The organism is Aeromonas sp. ASNIH2, from assembly GCF_002934795.1.
GTDB lineage: Bacteria > Pseudomonadota > Gammaproteobacteria > Enterobacterales > Aeromonadaceae > Aeromonas > Aeromonas caviae.
Genome location: NZ_CP026406.1, coordinates 276426 through 293889, shown reverse-complemented (window position 1 = coordinate 293889; position 17464 = coordinate 276426). Strand labels below are relative to the sequence as shown.

Sequence of the window (17464 nt, the reverse complement as noted above, 5' to 3'; positions counted from 1 at the left end):
CGATGGAGTCATCATAGTGACTTTTTCTAATCGGTCAAAGCCACAATTTTGAATTACATAAATCTATTTATTAGATAGACCATCACAACTGTACCTAACATGAATATCTCAGGCCTTCGGAGATAACTCATTGTCGAAGTTCAATTTCTGTCCTGCATGTCACATTTTCAAGGGCTGGGCCGGATTTGTTTTCATTGCGTGAGCAGAGAAGGGGGCAGACGAGGCGGCGCAGTAGAAAAAAGAGGGATAAAAAAATCCCGGCGCCGTCGCACAGACAGGGCCGGGTCATCAAACAAGGAATGGCGATAAATATGCTTTACAGCAAAGACTAACTACGGGGTGTGCAAACTTGCAGACATATGAAGAGAAGATGGCGGGTGCACAATCCTCACCTCCTCTTCGGCAACCATTGCATGGTGGGCATCATAGTGTAATGAATGTCACAACGCAAGTTTTGTGGTGTAATTTTACAGTCAAATTGAAAGTGTTTCACTTGAATAGCCGTTAAATTAGGCTGAAAACGCTTTTATTGTAATTTTATTACAGAATTTTAAGATCAAAAGTCGGTTGGGGGCTCCTGCTCCTCCATCAGCTCCAGCAGATTGATGGCCACGGCGATGAAGTCCGACTCGGTGACGATGCCAACCAGCTTGCGCCCCTTGAGTACCGGCAGGCAGCCATATTTGTGGCGCTGCAGATACAGGGCCGCCTCCTTGATGCCGGCGTGGGGATCCACGCTTGCCACCTGACGGGTCATGATCTCGTCGAGCTGGACGCTGTCGGTGAACTCTGCCTCCCGCTCCGGATTGATCAGCAGCATTTTGGACTCGCGGGTGGCCAGGATGTCCGAGAGGGTGACCAGACCGAGCAGATGCTGGTGTTCATCGACGATGGGAACGTGACGGATCCGCTCCTGCTGCATCAGCTCCATCGCCTGCTTGACGCTGTTTTCCGGACCCAGGGTAAAGGGGTGTTCAGTCATGATCTCGGAGAGGGTCATCATGGTGGGCCTCCTTGTGTGTCTGCTTCCACCCTAGCCCAGCCCCCGTCGCCAGAACATGATCGGGGTCAATACAAAACCTTAAAGGTTTTTTAACGGGCCCAACCTCACAAAATGGCCCGCTATCCCTTGTCTTCCTTGGGTTTTTAGTCTTTTGGGTTGCCTTGGAAGAGGGGGATAACTAGACTAGCCGCCGATTCCCCCGAGGTGAAAGATGCAAGTATCCGATTTTCATTTTGATCTGCCAGACGAGCTGATTGCCCGCTACCCCATGGCGGAGCGTACCGCCAGCCGCCTGCTGCAGCTCGATGGTCAAACCGGCGCCCTGCGCCACGGTCATTTTGTCGATGTGCTTGACCAGCTCAACCCCGGCGATCTGCTGGTGTTCAACAATACCCGGGTCATTCCGGCCCGCATGTTTGGCCAGAAGGCCAGCGGCGGCAAGCTGGAGGTGCTGGTGGAGCGCATTCTGGACGAGCACAGCGTGCTGGCGCACGTCCGCTCGTCCAAGTCCCCCAAGCCAGGTACCCGTCTCCTTCTGGATGGCGGTGCCGACGGCGTGCCCGTCGAGGCCGAGATGCGTGCCCGCCACGACGCTCTGTTCGAGATCCACTTCCTCGACCCGCGCCCTGTGCTGACCATTCTGGATGCCATCGGCCATATGCCGCTGCCCCCTTACATCGACCGCCCCGACGAGGATGCCGACAAGGAGCGCTACCAGACCGTCTACAACCAGAAGCCGGGTGCCGTGGCGGCGCCGACCGCCGGTCTGCACTTCGACGAGCCGCTGCTCGAGCAGATCCGTGCCAAGGGCGTGGAGATGGCCTTCGTGACCCTGCACGTGGGGGCGGGCACCTTCCAGCCGGTGCGCGTCGACAAGATTGAAGATCACCACATGCACTCGGAATACGCCGAAGTGCCCCAGGAGGTGGTGGATGCCATCGCGGCGACCCGCGCCCGCGGCGGTCGGGTGGTTGCGGTGGGGACCACGTCGGTACGATCCCTCGAGAGCGCAGCCAAGGCGACCCTGGCCCAGGGCAAGCCGCTGGCGCCCTTCTTCGATGACACCGACATCTTCATCTTCCCCGGTTACGAGTTCCAGGTGGTCGATGCCATGATCACCAACTTCCACCTGCCCGAATCCACCCTGATCATGCTGGTCAGCGCTTTTGCCGGCTATGACAACGTGATGGCCGCCTATCAGGCCGCCGTGGCGGGACAGTACCGTTTCTTCAGCTACGGGGACGCCATGTTCGTCACCCGTCGCCGGGTGCAGGGTTAAGCCTTGCCCTTCAGAAGTCGTTCAGGCTCTGCTTGTCAGTATGCCGGCCGGCTTCATATTACCGGGCCCCTCGGGCCCTTTGTTGTCAGACTGTTTCTCTGACTGAATAGAGGTAGCAATGAAATTTGAATTGAAAACCACCGATGGGCGTGCCCGTCGCGGTCAACTGGTGTTCGAGCGTGGCGTGGTCCAGACCCCGGCCTTCATGCCGGTCGGCACCTACGGCACCGTCAAGGGGATGACCCCAGAAGAGGTGCGTGAGACCGGTGCCCAGATCCTGCTTGGCAACACCTTCCACCTCTGGCTGCGCCCGGGTCAGGAAGTGATGCGCGCCCACGGCGATCTGCACGACTTCATGAACTGGCAGGGGCCGATCCTGACCGACTCCGGTGGTTTCCAGGTATTCAGTCTGGGGCACATCCGCAAGATCACCGAGGAGGGGGTGCACTTCCGTCATCCCATCAACGGCGAGAAGATCTTCCTCGATCCCGAGAAGTCCATGGAGATCCAGTACGATCTGGGTTCCGACATCGTGATGATCTTCGACGAGTGCACCCCGTACCCGGCCACTTACGAGGAAGCGCGCAAGTCCATGGAGATGTCCCTGCGCTGGGCCAAGCGCTCCCGTGACAAGTTCGATGCGCTCGGCAACAAGAACGCCCTGTTCGGCATCATCCAGGGTTCTGTCTACGAACCGCTGCGGGATGTGTCGCTGGACGGTCTCCTTGAGATCGGCTTCGACGGTTACGCGGTCGGCGGTCTCGCCGTGGGTGAGCCCAAAGAGGACATGCATCGCATCCTTGACCATGTCTGCCCGAAAATTCCGGCCGACAAGCCGCGCTACCTGATGGGGGTGGGCAAGCCGGAGGATCTGGTGGAAGGGGTGCGCCGCGGTATCGACATGTTCGACTGCGTGATGCCGACCCGCAACGCCCGCAACGGTCATCTCTTTACCACCGATGGCGTGGTCAAGATCCGCAACGCCAAGTACCGGGAAGACACCAGCACCCTGGATGCGGACTGCGATTGCTACACCTGCAAGAACTACACCCGCAGCTATCTGTACCATCTGGACAAGTGCAACGAGATCCTCGGTGCCCGTCTGAATACCATCCACAACCTGCGTTATTACCAGCGCGTGATGCAGGGTTTGCGGGACGCGATCGAGCAGGGTAAATTAGACGACTTTGTAACTGAGTTTTACCGTCGGCAAGGGAAGCCTGTGCCTCCACTGGCTGAAAATGACGTGAAATAACAACGACATATAAGTTAGTATTCAAATCTACATCAATAAGAGGTTGTTAAATGAGCATTATCTCCAAGGCGTATGCAGAAGGCGCGGCTCCGGCAGCACAGGGTGGTGGCATGGAAATGATCATCATGCTGGCCGTGTTCGGTCTCATCTTCTACTTCATGATCTACCGTCCCCAGGCCAAGCGTGCCAAGGAGCATCGCAATCTGATGAGCTCCCTCTCCAAGGGCGACGAAGTGCTCACTTCCGGTGGCCTGGTCGGCAAGATCGCCAAGGTTTCCGCCGACAGCGACTACATTGTGCTGGCCCTGAACGATCAGACCCAGGTCACCATCAAGCGTGACTTCGTCTCTGCCGTTCTGCCCAAGGGTTCTATCCAGTCCCTCTAATCTCCCGAGGAGCACAGCGTGTTAAATCGCTATCCGCTGTGGAAATACCTGATGGTGATCGTCGTGATCGCCATCGGTTTTCTATATGCAGCCCCCAATCTTTACGGCGAAGACCCGGCCTTGCAGGTCTCTGCCAGCCGTGGTGCCGAAGTCAAACTAGAAACCCTCGATCAGGTGAAGGAAACCCTCGACGAGGCGAAGATCCCGGTCAAGCATGCGGCGTTCGAGCACGGCTTCATCCTGATCCGTTTCAACAACACCGAAGACCAGCTCAAGGCGCGCGACATCGTGGCCAACAAGCTGGGCGACAATTTCATCACCGCCCTCAACCTGGCACCGTCCACCCCCGCCTGGCTCGAGGCCATCGGCGCGGCGCCCCTGAAGCTCGGTCTTGACCTGCGGGGCGGTGTGCACTTCCTGATGGAAGTGGACATGGCCGAAGCGCTGGCCAAGCAGCAGGAACAGATGGTGCAGGATTTCCGCGCCGAGCTGCGCACCCAGAAGATCCGCTACTCCGGTGTACGCCGGGTCGGGGATCAGGTGCAGGTGGTCTTCCGTGACGAGGCCGATCAGGCTAAGGCACTCTCCTTCCTGCGTCGCCAGAATGCGGATCTTGTCTTCACCACCGACCAGAAAGGGGATGACTTCATCCTGCTGGCCAGTCTGAGCGAAGCCAAGGTCAAAGAGGTGAAGAAGTATGCCCTCGAGCAGAACATCACCATCATCCGCAACCGGGTGAACGAACTGGGTGTGGCCGAGCCGCTGGTCCAGCAGCAGGGCGGTGAGCGCATCATCGTCGAGCTGCCGGGGATCCAGGACACCGCCCGTGCCAAGGAGATCCTGGGTGCCACCGCGACCCTGGAGTTCCACATGGTCGATGAGGCTGCCGATATCCAGGCCGCTGCCGCAGGCCGCGTGCCGCCGAGCTCCAAGGTCTACAACGATCGCAACGGTCGTCCCGTGGTACTGCAAAAGCGCGTGATCCTGACCGGTGACCACATCGTGGGTGCCCAGTCCGGTTTCGATGAATACAGCCGTCCCCAGGTCAACATCAAGCTCGATGGTCAGGGTGGCAACAAGATGGCCAACTTTACCAAGGACAACGTTGGCAAAGGCATGGCGACCGTCTTCATCGAGTACAAGCCGGTGGGTCAGCCTGGTCCGGACGGCAAGCGCAAGTTCCGCAAGCAGGAGGAGGTGATCAACGTCGCCACCATCCAGTCTCGCCTGGGTAGCCAGTTCCGCATCACCGGGATCGACAACGCCAACGAAGCCCACAACCTGGCGCTGCTGCTGCGTGCCGGTGCCCTGATTGCCCCGATCCAGATCGTCGAAGAGCGCACCATAGGCCCGAGCCTGGGTCAGCAGAACATCGACAGCGGGATGGAAGCCATCGGCTGGGCCATGCTGGTGATCGTGCTCTTCATGGGGATCTACTACCGTGCCTTCGGCTGGGTGGCCAATCTGGCGCTGACCATGAACCTGGTGCTCATCGTCGGTATCATGTCGATGATCCCGGGGGCCACCATGACCCTGCCGGGCATCGCCGGTATCGTGTTGACGCTGGGGATGGCGGTGGATGCGAACGTGCTGATCTACGAGCGTATTCGTGAAGAGATCCGCAATGGTCGCGGGGTGCAGCAAGCCATTCACCTGGGCTTTGACCGCGCCTTCTCCACCATCGCCGACTCCAACGTCACCTCGCTCATCACCTGCGTGATCCTGTTCGGTATCGGTACCGGTGCCATCAAGGGCTTCGCCCTGACCCTCGGGATCGGCCTGACGGCGTCCATGTTCACTGCCATCACGGTATCCCGCGCCATCATCAACCTGGCCTGGGGTGGACGGCGCATCGACAAGCTGCCGATCTAAGGAAGAGACATGTTTCAAATTCTACATTTTGAAAAGCCCATCCCCTTCATGCGTTTCGCCAAGCTGGGTATGGTCCTCTCTGCTCTGGTAACGGTGCTCGCCCTCTACGTTCTGTACGATCGTGGCCTGAACTGGGGGCTGGACTTCACCGGCGGTACCACCATCGAGGTGGGGTTCCAGCAGTCGGTGAGCCTGGACAAGATGCACGAGGCGCTGGATCAGCAGAAGATTGACGGGGCGACCCTGCAGTTCTTCGGCTCCAGCCGTGATGTGCTGGTGCGCATGGCCCCCCAAGAGGGCGTCAAGGTCGAGCAGCAGGGCAACGAGGTCCTGGCGGCCGCCAAGCTGGTCGACGAGAGCGCCGTGCTCAAGCGTGTCGAGTTCGTCGGTCCCTCCGTGGGTGACGAGCTGGCCACCGACGGTGCCCTGGCCATGCTGGCCTCCATCCTCTGTATCCTGATCTACGTGGCGGTGCGCTTCGAGTGGCGTCTGGCCACGGGGGGCATCCTCTCCCTGGCTCACGACGTGATCATCACCCTCGGCATCTTTGCCTACTTCCAGTACGAGTTCGACCTGACCGTGTTGGCGGCGCTGATGACGCTGGTGGGGTACTCCCTGAACGACACCATCGTTGTGTTCGACCGGGTGCGGGAGAATTTCCGCAAGGTACGCCGTGGGGACACCGCGGAGATCATGGATCTCTCCATGACCGAGACCCTGAGCCGGACCATCATCACCTCGGGGTTGACCTTCGTGGTGGTGGTGGCGCTGCTGCTCAAAGGCGGGCCTCTGATCCACGGTTTCTCCATCGCCATGGTGATCGGGGTGGCCTTCGGGACCTACTCCTCCATCTATGTGGCGAGCGCCTCAGCCATGTTCCTCGGGATCAAGCGGGAGCACATGCTGCCGACCCAGGTGGAAAAAGAGGGCGCGGATCAGCAAGAGATCCTGCCGTAACAGACAAGGGCGCCGCAAGGCGCCCTTTCTCTTGTGGCCGGGGTGAGTCATGATGCTCCCCACAACCCAGCATCCATTACCCAAAGCAAGGAGCAAGCCCATGCAACACAATCCCCGTTTTCTGGCCTTGGTAGAGGCCATCCGCCCGCAGGTGCAGGAAACCGATGTGCATCAAATCAAGCGCTGGCAGGATGAGGGCCGAGCATTTCATCTGATCGACGTGCGCGAAGAGAGCGAGTGGGCTAGGGGCCATCTGCCGGGGGCCACCTATCTCGGGCGCGGGGTGATAGAGCGTGACATCGAGACCCGGTATCCGGATCCCGACACCGAACTCTACCTCTATTGTGGTGGGGGATTTCGCTCCATCCTGGTGGCGGATAATCTGCAGAAGATGGGTTATTCCCGGGTCGTCAGCGTCGATGGAGGCTTTCGCGGCTGGAGCGATGCCGGATACCCTGTCGAATCCTGATTTATTTGAGGGAGAGGGGCTGCGCCACATGACAAACGGCCCCGTGATCTTTACCATATGCGGGGTCAAGCGTAAGCGTCGGAGTGTTCATTGAACGTCAGGATAGGGATTGGATACCTCACGGGTATCCTGTTGTTGCTCCCCTTGTGGGGTTGCAGCAGTAGCAGTCAGGTAAAAGCGCCTCAAGTTCCCAAGCCGCAACCCGCTTCACTGGTATTGGCGACCCCCTTGCAGGTCTCCTACCAGAGCGAGTTGGCGTTGGCGCGACTCGGGCAGATGCTCAGTGAAATGGAATTGACGACCGAACAGCGGGCAGAACTCTTCTATGAGCGTGCCGTGGTGTTTGACCGGGTGGGCTTGCGTTCCCTGGCGCGACTCGACTTCAACCGCGCCCTGCGGGAGAAGCCGGATTTTGCCGAGGCCTACAACTTCATCGGTGTCTATCTGGTTCAACAGCAGAACTACGACGAGGCCTATGAGGCGTTCGACTCCGCCCTGGAGCTCGCCCCGGATTACGACTACGCCTATCTCAACCGGGGAATCGCGCTCTATTACGGCAATCGCCCCGAGCTTGCCGCGGCGGATATGAAGCGCTTCTACGAGGCGCAACCAGAAGACCCTTATCGGGTGATCTGGCTCTATCTGGCCGAGCAGAAGCTCAACGGACCGGCGGCCATGAGCCGGATGCGCGAGCGGCTCAACAAGTATGACGACGACGCCTGGAACTGGGATCTGGTGCGCCTCTATACGGGCGACATCAATGCCACCCAGTTGATGAGCAACGTGGTGAAAGGGGTCAAGGACAACAGGGAGCTCGCCGAGCGCCTGTGCGAGACCTACTTCTACCTCGGCAAGTTCGAGCTGGCCAAGGGTAACCGCAAGGAAGCCATCAGCTACTTCAAGCTGGCGCTGGCCAACAACGTCTATGACTTCATCGAGCATCGCTATGCCTTGCTGGAGCTGGAACTGATGGCGCGCAAGCCCCAGCCACCCGGAGCCCAGGGCAAGAGCGGCAAAGCGTGACTAAAAGGGTTTGATCCCCATGAAAAAGGCCTCTTGACGAGGCCTTTTTGCTGTCTGGTGACACGGGGTGTACCGCTACTCCACCAGGCTCATGCCGGGGATCTGGCGCCAGTAACCGTTGCAGTCCCGCTCCTGCAGCAAGGGCAGGGGGGCCATCCCCTGTTCGTTGGCCTTGAAGCGCTCCAGCATCGTCAGGGTCTCCATGCCTTCGGGCGATAGGCGCACCACATCCACCAGGCCCTCCATCCCCTTGAGCTCGTTACCCAGGTTGTAGCAGTAACCGGACTGGGTCTGGATGCCGTTGAGGTTGAACACCTTCTGCCCTTCGCGACTGCTGGCAAGTCGCCCGGTGGGGTAGTGGATGCAGGCCAGTTCGCAGTTGTCCTTGGGCCGGTCGAGGGAGCGGGCGGTGAAGCAGCGTGCCGAGTAGGCGAGCGGCAGATGACCATAGGCGAACACCTCCACCTCGAACTGCTGGCGCTCCCTGCCCAGATCCTGATTGAGCTGCATCAGCCAGTCGCGGGAGAGCTCCACCGGCATCACCCAGCGCTGCATCCCCTGTTTAAGCAGCATGCGCAGCACGTCGGCGTTGTAGGCGTTGATGGCGGGGCCGCAGACGAACGGCAGCCCGGCTTCACTGGCGAGCTGGACGGCCCCCAGATCGTTGGCCTCGATCATCAGCTCGCCGTTGTCGACCAGCCGCTTGACCTCCTTGAGCTCGGAGGGAGCTGAGATCAGCGCCAGCGTGGAGAGTACCGCCTGCTTGCCGGAGCCCGCCACCTGACGGGCGAGGGCAATCCAGTCATCCACTTTCAGTTCGCGCCGCTTGCTGCAGACGGTTTCCCCCAGATAGACGATGTCGGCCTGGCTGGCGGCGGCCGCCTGATAGAAGGCCTGGGTGTCGGCCTTGGGCCAGTAGAAGAGCAGGGGGCCGAGAGAGAATTTCATGAACAGGGCTCCTTATTGCCACTGGCGATGATAGGCACCGAGGGTGGTCTGGCTCCCCTCGGAGACGCGGGCGAGCTGGGCATCCCACTCGGCCTTGACCTGATAGGCCTCGGGGTTGGCCTGATAGGCGTCGATGGCGGCGCGCCAGACCCGGGTCACCTGCTCCACATAGGCGGGGCTGCGCTGGCGTCCCTCGATCTTGACTGACTGGATGCCGGTCTGGAACAGCTCGGGCAGGAGGCCGAGGGTGTTGAGGCTGGTGGGCTCCTCCAGCGCGTGATAGGTCTGGCCATCCACCTCGAAGCGCCCCTTGCACAGGGTCGGGTAGCCGGCATTTTCCCCCGGGCCGTAACGATCGATCAGCACCTCGTTGAGGCGGGATTCGAGGCCGCTCGGGGTCTCCTCCCAGCGCACGAACTTGGCTGGTGAGCAGGCACCGACGGTGTTGGGGCTCTCGCCTGTCATGTAGGAGGAGAGGTAGCAGCGCCCCTCCGCCATGATGCAGAGGCTGCCGAAGGCGAACACCTCGAGGCCGACGTCGGTCTCGCGGGCCAGCTGCCTGACCTGATGCATGGAGAGCACCCTCGGCAGCACCACCCGGCCGACGTTGAAGTGCTGCTGGTAGAAGCGGATGGCGGCGGCGTTGGTGGCGCTGGCCTGGACCGAGACATGCAGCTCCATGTCGGGATGGCGGCGGCTGGCATAATCGAGCACGGCGAGATCGGCGATGATCAGGGCATCGGCACCGAGCGCCACCCCTTTGTCCACGGCCTGCTTCCAGCGGGCGTCGGAGCCCGGGTGGGCAAAGGTATTGATGGCGATGTGCAGCTTGCGGCCATGCTGGTGGACATAGTCAACCGCTCTTTCCAGCTTGCTGTCGGTGAAGTTGAGCCCGGCGAAGTGGCGGGCATTGGTGTCATCCTTGAAGCCGATGTAGACCGCATCGGCCCCGTTATCCACGGCTGTCTTCAGTGCCGGCAGGCTGCCTGCCGGGCAGAGTAATTCCATCGGGTACGCTCCGAGAGGGCAAAAATGCAAAAGTGGCCCGATTGTATTCATGCTTGCCCTCCCGCTTTTTGACCTGAGGCAGCTTTAGGTGGCTTTACCCTTCTTGAGGTAAGTGGGCACAAGTTTGATTTTCAACAGGATCTTGCCGAAGGGGCTGTGCTTGAATGCGCAAAAAACTGGGAGTTTATCGTGTTTCAACATCTGCAACGTCGCCTGGTCGAACAGGCACCCCGTCTCTTGCGCCACCCCCTCAAGCTGGTGCCCTTCCCGCTGCAACAAAACCTGATGGAGGCCCTGCTGGGTAGGGTATTCCGGGAGGCCATCGAAGAGGGGGAATTTGCGTTTCTTGCGGGCAAGTGGCTGAAAGTGGAAGTCAGCGATCTGGGGTTATGCTGGTTTATCAGCGAGCAGGGGGGCAAATTGGTAGTGGCGAGGGAGTGTGAACACGCCGATGTCTGTTTCAGCGGCAATAGCCAGGATCTTGTTCTGATCGCCGGGCGCCGTGAAGACCCGGATTCCCTCTTCTTCCAGCGCCGACTGAAGATAGAGGGGGATACAGAGCTGGGCCTGGAGGTGAAAAATCTGATGGACAGCCTGGATCTGGACGGGCTGGGATTGATGAAATACCCCCTGATGGATCTGGCGACCTTTATCGAGCGGGCCCGCGAGACGCACGTGCCCACTGCCGCGACAATGGGCTGAGCCGTTTTCTTGCCCGAGTGCTGCGGAACAGGTGAACTTGAGCCGCAGTACCCCACTGTCAGCGTGACCACGCAGGGTGGGGAGGCGTCATCTGCCTGTTTGTGCAGAAATGCCTGGTCGGAAGCGGTGCCAAAATAGCGATTGGTTATGTTACAATTGCGCGCCATTTTTGACTTAAGATTGACTGGGCATGTTGGATCAGATTCGTATCGTGTTGGTAAACACCTCTCACACCGGCAACATGGGATCCGCGGCGCGGGCCATGAAGACCATGGGACTGACTCAACTGGTGCTGGTCGATCCCCAGGCCCAGCCGGATGAGGAGGCCGTCGCCCTGGCGGCGGGGGCCAGCGATATCCTGGCTCGCGCCCGAATCGTGCCGACCCTGGACGAGGCCATTGCCGACTGTGGTCTGGTCATCGGCACCAGTGCCCGCTCCCGCACCCTGAGCTGGCCCATGCTGGATCCCCGTGAAGCGGGCGAGAAGCTGGTTGCCGAGGGCATGGAGCACCCGGTCGCGCTGGTGTTTGGCCGTGAACGCACCGGCCTCACCAATGACGAACTGCAAAAATGCCACTTCCATGTGGCCATTCCCGCCAATCCAGAATACAGCTCCCTCAATCTGGCCATGGCAGTGCAGACCCTTTGTTACGAGGTGCGGATGCGCTGGCTGGAAGTACAGAACCAGGAGCCGGAGGATGAGCGGGTCGAGTACCCCAGCGCCCAGCAACTGGAAGGGTTTTATCAGCATCTGGAGCAGACGTTGCAAAAGACGGGATTCATTGCCGATGACCACCCAGGCCATGTGATGAGCAAACTGCGTCGTCTGTTCAATCGGGCCAGACCCGAAGCGGTGGAGTTGAACATCCTGCGGGGCATTCTCACCTCTGTCCAGAAGTCCAGGGCACAGGATTAATCCCGACTGATTTACTCAAGCATATACTTGACTGATTTAGTCGGGTATGTGACCATATGCCACATATTGATTGGTTCGCAAGACGGTAAGGCATATGAGACTGACCTCAAAAGGACGTTACGCGGTGACAGCCATGCTCGACGTGGCGTTGCATGCAGAGCAGGGGCCTGTGCCCCTGGCTGATATTTCAGAGCGCCAGGGCATCTCCTTGTCCTATCTGGAACAACTGTTTGCTCGTCTGCGCAAACATGGTCTGGTGAGCAGCGTACGTGGCCCCGGTGGCGGCTATCGCCTCGGTCTGGCCCCTGGCGAGATTTCGGTCGGTCAGGTGATCACCGCGGTCGATGAATCGGTCGATGCGACCAAGTGCCTCGGCAAAGGGGGCTGCCACGGTGGTACCCAGTGCCTGACCCACTCCTTGTGGCGGGATCTGAGCGAACGCATCTCCAGTTTCCTGGGGGATATCACCCTGGCCGAGCTGGTTGGTCAGGCCGATGTGCGCCGTATCGCCGGTAAGCAAGATGAACAAATGAAGACCGTGTTGTCCCTGGTTGATCGGGCCGAACGCGGTGATGTGAGCTTGAAAGTCCAACTATAAACGTGCTTTCCACGACGAGTCGCTGTGTGACCCCGTCGTAACGGAGAAAAAGATGAAACTGCCTATTTACCTTGATTATTCGGCAACCTGTCCGGTGGACCCGCGTGTCGCAGAAAAAATGATGCAGTGCCTCACCATGGACGGCCTGTTCGGCAACCCAGCCTCCCGTTCCCACCGTTTCGGCTGGCAGGCCGAAGAGGCGGTGGATCTGGCCCGTAATCAAGTGGCAGAGCTGATCGGCGCGGACCCGCGCGAGATCGTCTTTACCTCCGGTGCGACCGAGTCCAACAACCTGGCCATCAAGGGCATCGCCCATTTCTACGCCGGCAAGGGCAAGCACATCGTCACCTCCAAGACTGAGCACAAAGCTGTGCTGGATACCTGCCGCCAACTGGAGCGTGAAGGCTATGAGGTGACCTACCTTGAGCCCATGCCCAACGGCCTGTTCACCCTTGAGCAGATCGAAGGCGCCCTGCGTGATGACACCATCCTGGTCAGCATCATGCACGCCAACAACGAGATCGGGGTGGTGCAAGACATCGCTGCCATCGGCGAGCTGTGCCGTTCCCGCAAGATCCTGCTGCACGTGGACGCCGTCCAGAGCGTGGGCAAGATCCCGGTCGACGTGGAAGCGCTCAAGGTTGATCTGCTCTCCATGTCCGCCCACAAGGTATACGGCCCGAAAGGCATTGGCGCCCTGTATGTGCGCCGTAAGCCCCGTGTTCGTCTGGAAGCCCAGATGCACGGCGGTGGTCACGAGCGCGGCATGCGCTCCGGTACCCTGGCAACCCACCAGATCGTCGGCATGGGGGAAGCCTTCCGCATCGCCAAGGAAGAGATGGCGAGCGAGAGCCAGCACATCATGGCCCTGCGCCAGCGTCTGTGGGATGGCATCAAGAACATCGAAGAAGTCTATATCAACGGGGATCTGGATCAGCGTGTACCGGGTAACCTGAACGTCAGCTTCGCCTATGTGGAAGGGGAATCCCTCATCATGGCACTGAAGGATCTGGCGGTCTCTTCCGGTTCTGCCTGTACCTCGGCCAGCCTGGAACCTTCCTACGTGCTGCGCGCCCTGGGTCTGAACGACGAGCTGGCACACAGCTCCATCCGTTTCAGCATCGGTCGCTTCACCACCGAAGAAGAGATCGACTACGCAATCAAGCTCATCTGCGACTCCATCGGTCGTCTGCGTGAGATGTCCCCCCTGTGGGAGATGTTCAAGGATGGCGTCGATCTGAACACGGTCGAATGGGCACATCACTGATCCTTGCCAGCATGGCAAGGGTCTGGTGAACAACGGAATTAGCAGGAGTTAGATATGGCTTACAGTGAAAAAGTAATCGACCACTACGAGAATCCCCGCAACGTCGGTGGTTTTGACAAGAACGATCCCAGCGTCGCCACCGGCATGGTCGGTGCACCGGCCTGTGGTGACGTCATGAAGCTGCAACTGAAGATCAGCGACGATGGCATCATCGAAGATGCCAAGTTCAAGACCTACGGCTGTGGTTCCGCCATCGCCTCCAGCTCCCTGGTGACCGAGTGGGTCAAGGGCAAGACCCTGGACGAAGCGGCCGGTATCAAGAACACCGACATCGCCGAAGAGCTGGCGCTGCCGCCGGTGAAGATCCACTGCTCCATTCTGGCGGAGGATGCCATCAAGGCCGCCATCGCCGATTACAAGCAGAAGAAAGGTCTTTAAGGTCCGGAGAGCAGTATGGCCATAACCATGACAGATGCCGCAGCGGCGCGGGTTTCCTCCTTCATGATCAACCGGGGCAAGGGCATCGGCCTGCGCCTCGGCGTCAAGACGACCGGCTGTTCTGGCCTTGCCTATGTGCTCGAGTTCGTGGATGAGCTGGCTGCCGAGGATCAGGTGTTCGAGCAGAAAGGCGTCAAGATCATCGTGGATGCCAAGAGCCTGATCCACCTGGATGGCACCGAGCTGGACTTCGTGAAGGAAGGCCTCAACGAGGGCTTCCAGTTCAACAACCCGAATGCCAAGGGCGAATGTGGTTGTGGCGAAAGCTTCAGCGTGTAAGTGGTTCGATTGACCGATCGCCCATGTTTGCAACGCCTCGCAGCCCCAAGGGTGAGCCCTGTTGCGGCGAGTCTCTTGTGATCAACACCTTGCTCATCAACACAGTGGTGTGGACGCCAGTCCATGCCACTGCTTTCAAGTTCAAGACGAGTGTGGTTGCACTCCCAGCGTTATTGTCTGAGGACGAAGGATGAATCATTTCGAGCTGTTCGGGCTGGCTGAGGGCTTCGAGCTCGATACTCGCCAACTGGCTGACACCTATCGTCAGCTGCAGACCCAGTTCCATCCCGATCGTTTTGCGACTGCCCCCGAGCGGGAGCAACTGGCTGCCGTGCAGCGTGCTGCCCAGATCAACGATGCCTTTACCACCCTCAAGGCCCCCTTGCGCCGAGCCGAGTACCTGCTCTCCTTGCGGGGCACCGATATTCGCGGCGAGCAGCAGACACTGCAAGATCCCGCCTTTCTGATGCAACAGCTGGAGTGGCGAGAGCGGCTGGCTGATCTCAAGGGCGACGCCGACCCTGAGGGGGCCATCAAGGATTTTCGCCAGGAGATCAGGCATGATCACCAGGCGTTGATGCAACGGCTGACCGACTCTCTCACCAGGGGTGAGGATCTGCAGGCGGCGGATTGCGTTCGCAAGCTCAAATTTGTCGACAAGCTCCTCGAGGAGCTGGAACGATTCGAAGACTCGCTGTTCGAGTCTTGACCCTCTAACGCAGGAATTGTGATTACCCATGGCATTACTGCAAATTGCCGAGCCAGGCCAGAGCGCCGCGCCTCACCAGCATAAACGTGCCGTCGGCATCGATCTTGGCACCACCAACTCCCTGGTCGCCGCCGTGCGCAGCGGCCAGGCCGACACCCTCTGTGACGAGCAGGGGCGTGATCTGCTGCCTTCCGTGGTCCATTACCAGGCCGATACCATCCGGGTTGGCTTCGATGCCAAGCGTGAGGCGGCCCTCGATCCCCACAACACCATCGTCTCGGTCAAGCGGATGATGGGCAAGGGGCTGGCCGACATCGATACCCGCCAGCAGCCTTACGAGTTCGTGGCTACCGAGACGGGCATGCCCCAGTTGCGGACCCGCCAGGGGCTGGTCAATCCGGTGCAGGTCTCGGCCGAGATCCTGAAAAAACTGGCCGAGCGCGGTGCCGCGTCCCTCGGGGGAGACCTCGACGGCGTGGTCATCACGGTGCCCGCCTATTTTGACGATGCCCAGCGTCAGGGCACCAAGGACGCGGCAAGACTGGCCGGCCTGCACGTGCTGCGGTTGCTCAACGAACCCACGGCGGCCGCCATCGCCTATGGCCTCGACTCCGGTCAGGAAGGGGTGATCGCCGTCTATGACCTGGGTGGCGGAACCTTCGATATCTCCATCCTGCGTCTGCATCGCGGGGTGTTTGAGGTGATGGCCACCGGCGGCGACTCGGCACTCGGTGGTGACGATTTTGACCATCTGCTGGCGGACTGGCTCAAAGAGCAAGCCGGGTTGTCCGGTCAGCTCGATGCCCGTACCCAGCGCGAGTTGCTGGATGCGGCGGCCAGCATCAAGCACGGCCTCACCGATGCCGATGCCGTTGCCTGCACCTTTGCCGGCTGGCAGGGTACCGTCACCCGCAGCCAGTTTGACGAGCTGATCCAGCCCCTGGTCAAGCGCACCCTGCAGGCCTGTCGGCGCGCCCTGCGCGATGCGGGTCTTGAGCAGGAAGAGGTGCTGGAAGTGGTGATGGTCGGTGGCTCGACCCGGGTGCCGCTGGTGCGCGAGCGGGTGGGCGAGTTCTTCGGCCGCACCCCCTTGACCAGCATCGACCCTGACAAGGTGGTGGCCATCGGTGCCGCCATCCAGGCCGACATCCTGGTGGGCAACAAGCCCGATGCCGAGATGCTGCTGCTGGACGTTATCCCCTTGTCGCTGGGTCTGGAGACCATGGGCGGCCTCGCCGAGAAGGTGATCCCGCGCAATACCACCATTCCGGTGGCCCGCGCCCAGGAGTTCACTACCTTCAAGGATGGCCAGACCGCGATGGCCATCCACGTGGTGCAGGGGGAGCGCGAGCTGGTGGCGGATTGCCGCTCCCTGGCCCGCTTCACCCTGACCGGCATTCCGCCCATGGCGGCCGGCGCCGCCCACATTCGCGTCACCTTCCAGGTGGATGCGGACGGTCTGCTGTCGGTCAGCGCCATGGAAAAATCCTCCGGCGTGCAGGCCGAGATCCAGGTCAAGCCCTCCTACGGGCTGGGGGAAGATGACATCCTCAACATGCTGAGCGCTTCCATCGCCAATGCCCAGCAGGACATGGACGCCCGCATGCTGGCGGAGCAGCAGGTCGAGGCCGACCGGGTGGTCGAGAGTCTCAACGCCGCCCTGGCAGCCGATGGCGAGGCTTTATTGAGCCCCGCCGAACGGGCCGAGCTGGATGCCGCCATCGCCCATCTGCTGACCATGCGCAGCACGGGCACCACCAACCAGATCAAAGAGGCCATCGAGGCGGCGGACGCTGCCAGTGGCGAATTTGCAGCCCGCCGGATGGATGCCTCCATCCGCAAGGTGCTGACCGGACAAAACGTCAACAAGGTGTGATATGCCAAAACTGATTATTCTGCCCCATCCTGAGCTCTGTCCGGACGGCGCGGCCCTCGAAGGTGCGACCGGTGAAACCATTCTGGATATCGCGCTGCGCAATGGCATCGAGATCGAGCACGCCTGCGAGAAGTCCTGTGCGTGTACTACCTGCCACTGCGTGGTGCGGGAAGGGTTCGACTCCCTCGAGCCGAGCGACGAGCTGGAAGACGACATGCTGGACAAGGCGTGGGGGCTGGAGCCGGAATCCCGTCTCAGCTGCCAGGCCAGACTGGCGGACGAGGATCTGGTGGTGGAACTGCCCAAGTACACCCTGAATCTGGCGTCCGAGCGCCACTGATGACCCCTTAATTACACATGAGTGAATTGCGCGTGCAGCATCTCATGGTGCAGTAATGATATGGTGAAGGCCGTGACCC

The 17464-nt window shown here is 60.2% G+C and carries 19 protein-coding genes; 16 read left to right on the top strand and 3 right to left on the bottom strand.

Translation table 11 applies throughout. From position 1 onward, the window contains the following. Positions 1–556: 556 nt before the first annotated feature. Positions 557–1003 carry a CBS domain-containing protein gene (locus C3F36_RS01445; protein WP_104454300.1) on the bottom strand — a complete coding sequence of 149 codons (447 nt, stop codon included), beginning with the start codon at positions 1001–1003 and terminating at the stop codon, positions 557–559. Between the two features lie 211 nt (positions 1004–1214). On the opposite strand from C3F36_RS01445, the gene queA reads away from it, so the two are divergent. From queA to nlpI, 7 genes are all read left to right on the top strand, one after another. Next, positions 1215–2282: a tRNA preQ1(34) S-adenosylmethionine ribosyltransferase-isomerase QueA gene (gene queA, locus C3F36_RS01440; protein WP_041215015.1), complete on the top strand. Its 1068-nt coding sequence runs from the start codon at positions 1215–1217 to the stop codon at positions 2280–2282. A 118-nt stretch (positions 2283–2400) separates the two neighbouring features. After that, positions 2401–3537 (top strand): tRNA guanosine(34) transglycosylase Tgt, encoded by a 1137-nt coding sequence (gene tgt, locus C3F36_RS01435; RefSeq protein ID WP_010675071.1) that lies wholly within the window; start codon positions 2401–2403, stop codon positions 3535–3537. A gap of 50 nt (positions 3538–3587) precedes the next feature. Beyond that, entirely contained in the window at positions 3588–3923 is a 336-nt protein-coding gene (yajC, locus tag C3F36_RS01430; protein WP_010675070.1) for a preprotein translocase subunit YajC, read from the top strand. A gap of 18 nt (positions 3924–3941) precedes the next feature. Continuing rightward, positions 3942–5795: a protein translocase subunit SecD gene (secD, locus tag C3F36_RS01425; protein WP_039038737.1), complete on the top strand. Its 1854-nt coding sequence runs from the start codon at positions 3942–3944 to the stop codon at positions 5793–5795. Between the two features lie 9 nt (positions 5796–5804). After that, a complete protein-coding gene (secF, locus tag C3F36_RS01420) occupies positions 5805–6752 on the top strand; it encodes a protein translocase subunit SecF (RefSeq protein WP_039038736.1) in 948 nt (315 codons plus the stop codon). Positions 6753–6852: 100 nt separating this feature from the next. Continuing rightward, a complete protein-coding gene (locus C3F36_RS01415) occupies positions 6853–7221 on the top strand; it encodes a rhodanese-like domain-containing protein (RefSeq protein ID WP_039038735.1) in 369 nt (122 codons plus the stop codon). A gap of 90 nt (positions 7222–7311) precedes the next feature. Continuing rightward, a complete protein-coding gene (nlpI, locus tag C3F36_RS01410; RefSeq protein WP_280520777.1) occupies positions 7312–8244 on the top strand; it encodes a lipoprotein NlpI in 933 nt (310 codons plus the stop codon). Positions 8245–8319: 75 nt separating this feature from the next. On the opposite strand, the gene C3F36_RS01405 is transcribed toward nlpI, so the two are convergent. Further along, a complete protein-coding gene (locus tag C3F36_RS01405) occupies positions 8320–9192 on the bottom strand; it encodes a U32 family peptidase (protein ID WP_039038733.1) in 873 nt (290 codons plus the stop codon). A gap of 12 nt (positions 9193–9204) precedes the next feature. Next, positions 9205–10200 (bottom strand): ubiquinone anaerobic biosynthesis protein UbiU, encoded by a 996-nt coding sequence (gene ubiU / locus C3F36_RS01400; RefSeq protein ID WP_010675064.1) that lies wholly within the window; start codon positions 10198–10200, stop codon positions 9205–9207. A 189-nt stretch (positions 10201–10389) separates the two neighbouring features. On the opposite strand from ubiU, the gene ubiT reads away from it, so the two are divergent. The 9 genes from ubiT (at position 10390) to fdx (ending at position 17385) form a co-directional block, all read left to right on the top strand. After that, positions 10390–10902 (top strand): ubiquinone anaerobic biosynthesis accessory factor UbiT, encoded by a 513-nt coding sequence (gene ubiT, locus C3F36_RS01395; protein WP_041213385.1) that lies wholly within the window; start codon positions 10390–10392, stop codon positions 10900–10902. Between the two features lie 190 nt (positions 10903–11092). Continuing rightward, complete coding sequence (gene trmJ / locus C3F36_RS01390) at positions 11093–11818, top strand: tRNA (cytosine(32)/uridine(32)-2'-O)-methyltransferase TrmJ (RefSeq protein ID WP_042880722.1); 726 nt, start codon at positions 11093–11095, stop codon at positions 11816–11818. Between the two features lie 94 nt (positions 11819–11912). Beyond that, entirely contained in the window at positions 11913–12416 is a 504-nt protein-coding gene (iscR, locus tag C3F36_RS01385) for a Fe-S cluster assembly transcriptional regulator IscR (protein ID WP_025327241.1), read from the top strand. Positions 12417–12468: 52 nt separating this feature from the next. Continuing rightward, positions 12469–13683, top strand: a complete 1215-nt coding sequence (locus C3F36_RS01380) for an IscS subfamily cysteine desulfurase (protein WP_010675060.1) — start codon at positions 12469–12471, stop codon at positions 13681–13683. 54 nt (positions 13684–13737) lie between these two features. Beyond that, positions 13738–14121 carry a Fe-S cluster assembly scaffold IscU gene (iscU, locus tag C3F36_RS01375; protein ID WP_010675059.1) on the top strand — a complete coding sequence of 128 codons (384 nt, stop codon included), beginning with the start codon at positions 13738–13740 and terminating at the stop codon, positions 14119–14121. 15 nt (positions 14122–14136) lie between these two features. Continuing rightward, on the top strand, positions 14137–14460 hold the full coding sequence (gene iscA, locus C3F36_RS01370) for an iron-sulfur cluster assembly protein IscA (RefSeq protein WP_010675058.1): 324 nt from the start codon (positions 14137–14139) through the stop codon (positions 14458–14460). A gap of 190 nt (positions 14461–14650) precedes the next feature. Then, entirely contained in the window at positions 14651–15169 is a 519-nt protein-coding gene (gene hscB / locus C3F36_RS01365) for a co-chaperone HscB (RefSeq protein WP_010675057.1), read from the top strand. Positions 15170–15197: 28 nt separating this feature from the next. After that, positions 15198–17045 carry a Fe-S protein assembly chaperone HscA gene (gene hscA / locus C3F36_RS01360; RefSeq protein ID WP_104453035.1) on the top strand — a complete coding sequence of 616 codons (1848 nt, stop codon included), beginning with the start codon at positions 15198–15200 and terminating at the stop codon, positions 17043–17045. Between the two features lies 1 nt (position 17046). Beyond that, positions 17047–17385 carry an ISC system 2Fe-2S type ferredoxin gene (gene fdx / locus C3F36_RS01355; RefSeq protein WP_005299781.1) on the top strand — a complete coding sequence of 113 codons (339 nt, stop codon included), beginning with the start codon at positions 17047–17049 and terminating at the stop codon, positions 17383–17385. Positions 17386–17464 lie beyond the last annotated feature (79 nt).

Coding starts and splice junctions, on each gene's coding strand:
- C3F36_RS01415 (WP_039038735.1), top strand. CDS start 6,853: ATGCAACACAATCCCCGTTTTCTGGCCTTGGTAGAGGCCATCCGCCCG.
- fdx (WP_005299781.1), top strand. CDS start 17,047: ATGCCAAAACTGATTATTCTGCCCCATCCTGAGCTCTGTCCGGACGGC.
- tgt (WP_010675071.1), top strand. CDS start 2,401: ATGAAATTTGAATTGAAAACCACCGATGGGCGTGCCCGTCGCGGTCAA.
- iscR (WP_025327241.1), top strand. CDS start 11,913: ATGAGACTGACCTCAAAAGGACGTTACGCGGTGACAGCCATGCTCGAC.
- iscU (WP_010675059.1), top strand. CDS start 13,738: ATGGCTTACAGTGAAAAAGTAATCGACCACTACGAGAATCCCCGCAAC.
- ubiU (WP_010675064.1), bottom strand. CDS start 10,200: ATGGAATTACTCTGCCCGGCAGGCAGCCTGCCGGCACTGAAGACAGCC.
- C3F36_RS01445 (WP_104454300.1), bottom strand. CDS start 1,003: ATGATGACCCTCTCCGAGATCATGACTGAACACCCCTTTACCCTGGGT.
- hscA (WP_104453035.1), top strand. CDS start 15,198: ATGGCATTACTGCAAATTGCCGAGCCAGGCCAGAGCGCCGCGCCTCAC.
- iscA (WP_010675058.1), top strand. CDS start 14,137: ATGGCCATAACCATGACAGATGCCGCAGCGGCGCGGGTTTCCTCCTTC.
- C3F36_RS01405 (WP_039038733.1), bottom strand. CDS start 9,192: ATGAAATTCTCTCTCGGCCCCCTGCTCTTCTACTGGCCCAAGGCCGAC.
- C3F36_RS01380 (WP_010675060.1), top strand. CDS start 12,469: ATGAAACTGCCTATTTACCTTGATTATTCGGCAACCTGTCCGGTGGAC.
- trmJ (WP_042880722.1), top strand. CDS start 11,093: ATGTTGGATCAGATTCGTATCGTGTTGGTAAACACCTCTCACACCGGC.
- queA (WP_041215015.1), top strand. CDS start 1,215: ATGCAAGTATCCGATTTTCATTTTGATCTGCCAGACGAGCTGATTGCC.
- yajC (WP_010675070.1), top strand. CDS start 3,588: ATGAGCATTATCTCCAAGGCGTATGCAGAAGGCGCGGCTCCGGCAGCA.
- hscB (WP_010675057.1), top strand. CDS start 14,651: ATGAATCATTTCGAGCTGTTCGGGCTGGCTGAGGGCTTCGAGCTCGAT.
- secF (WP_039038736.1), top strand. CDS start 5,805: ATGTTTCAAATTCTACATTTTGAAAAGCCCATCCCCTTCATGCGTTTC.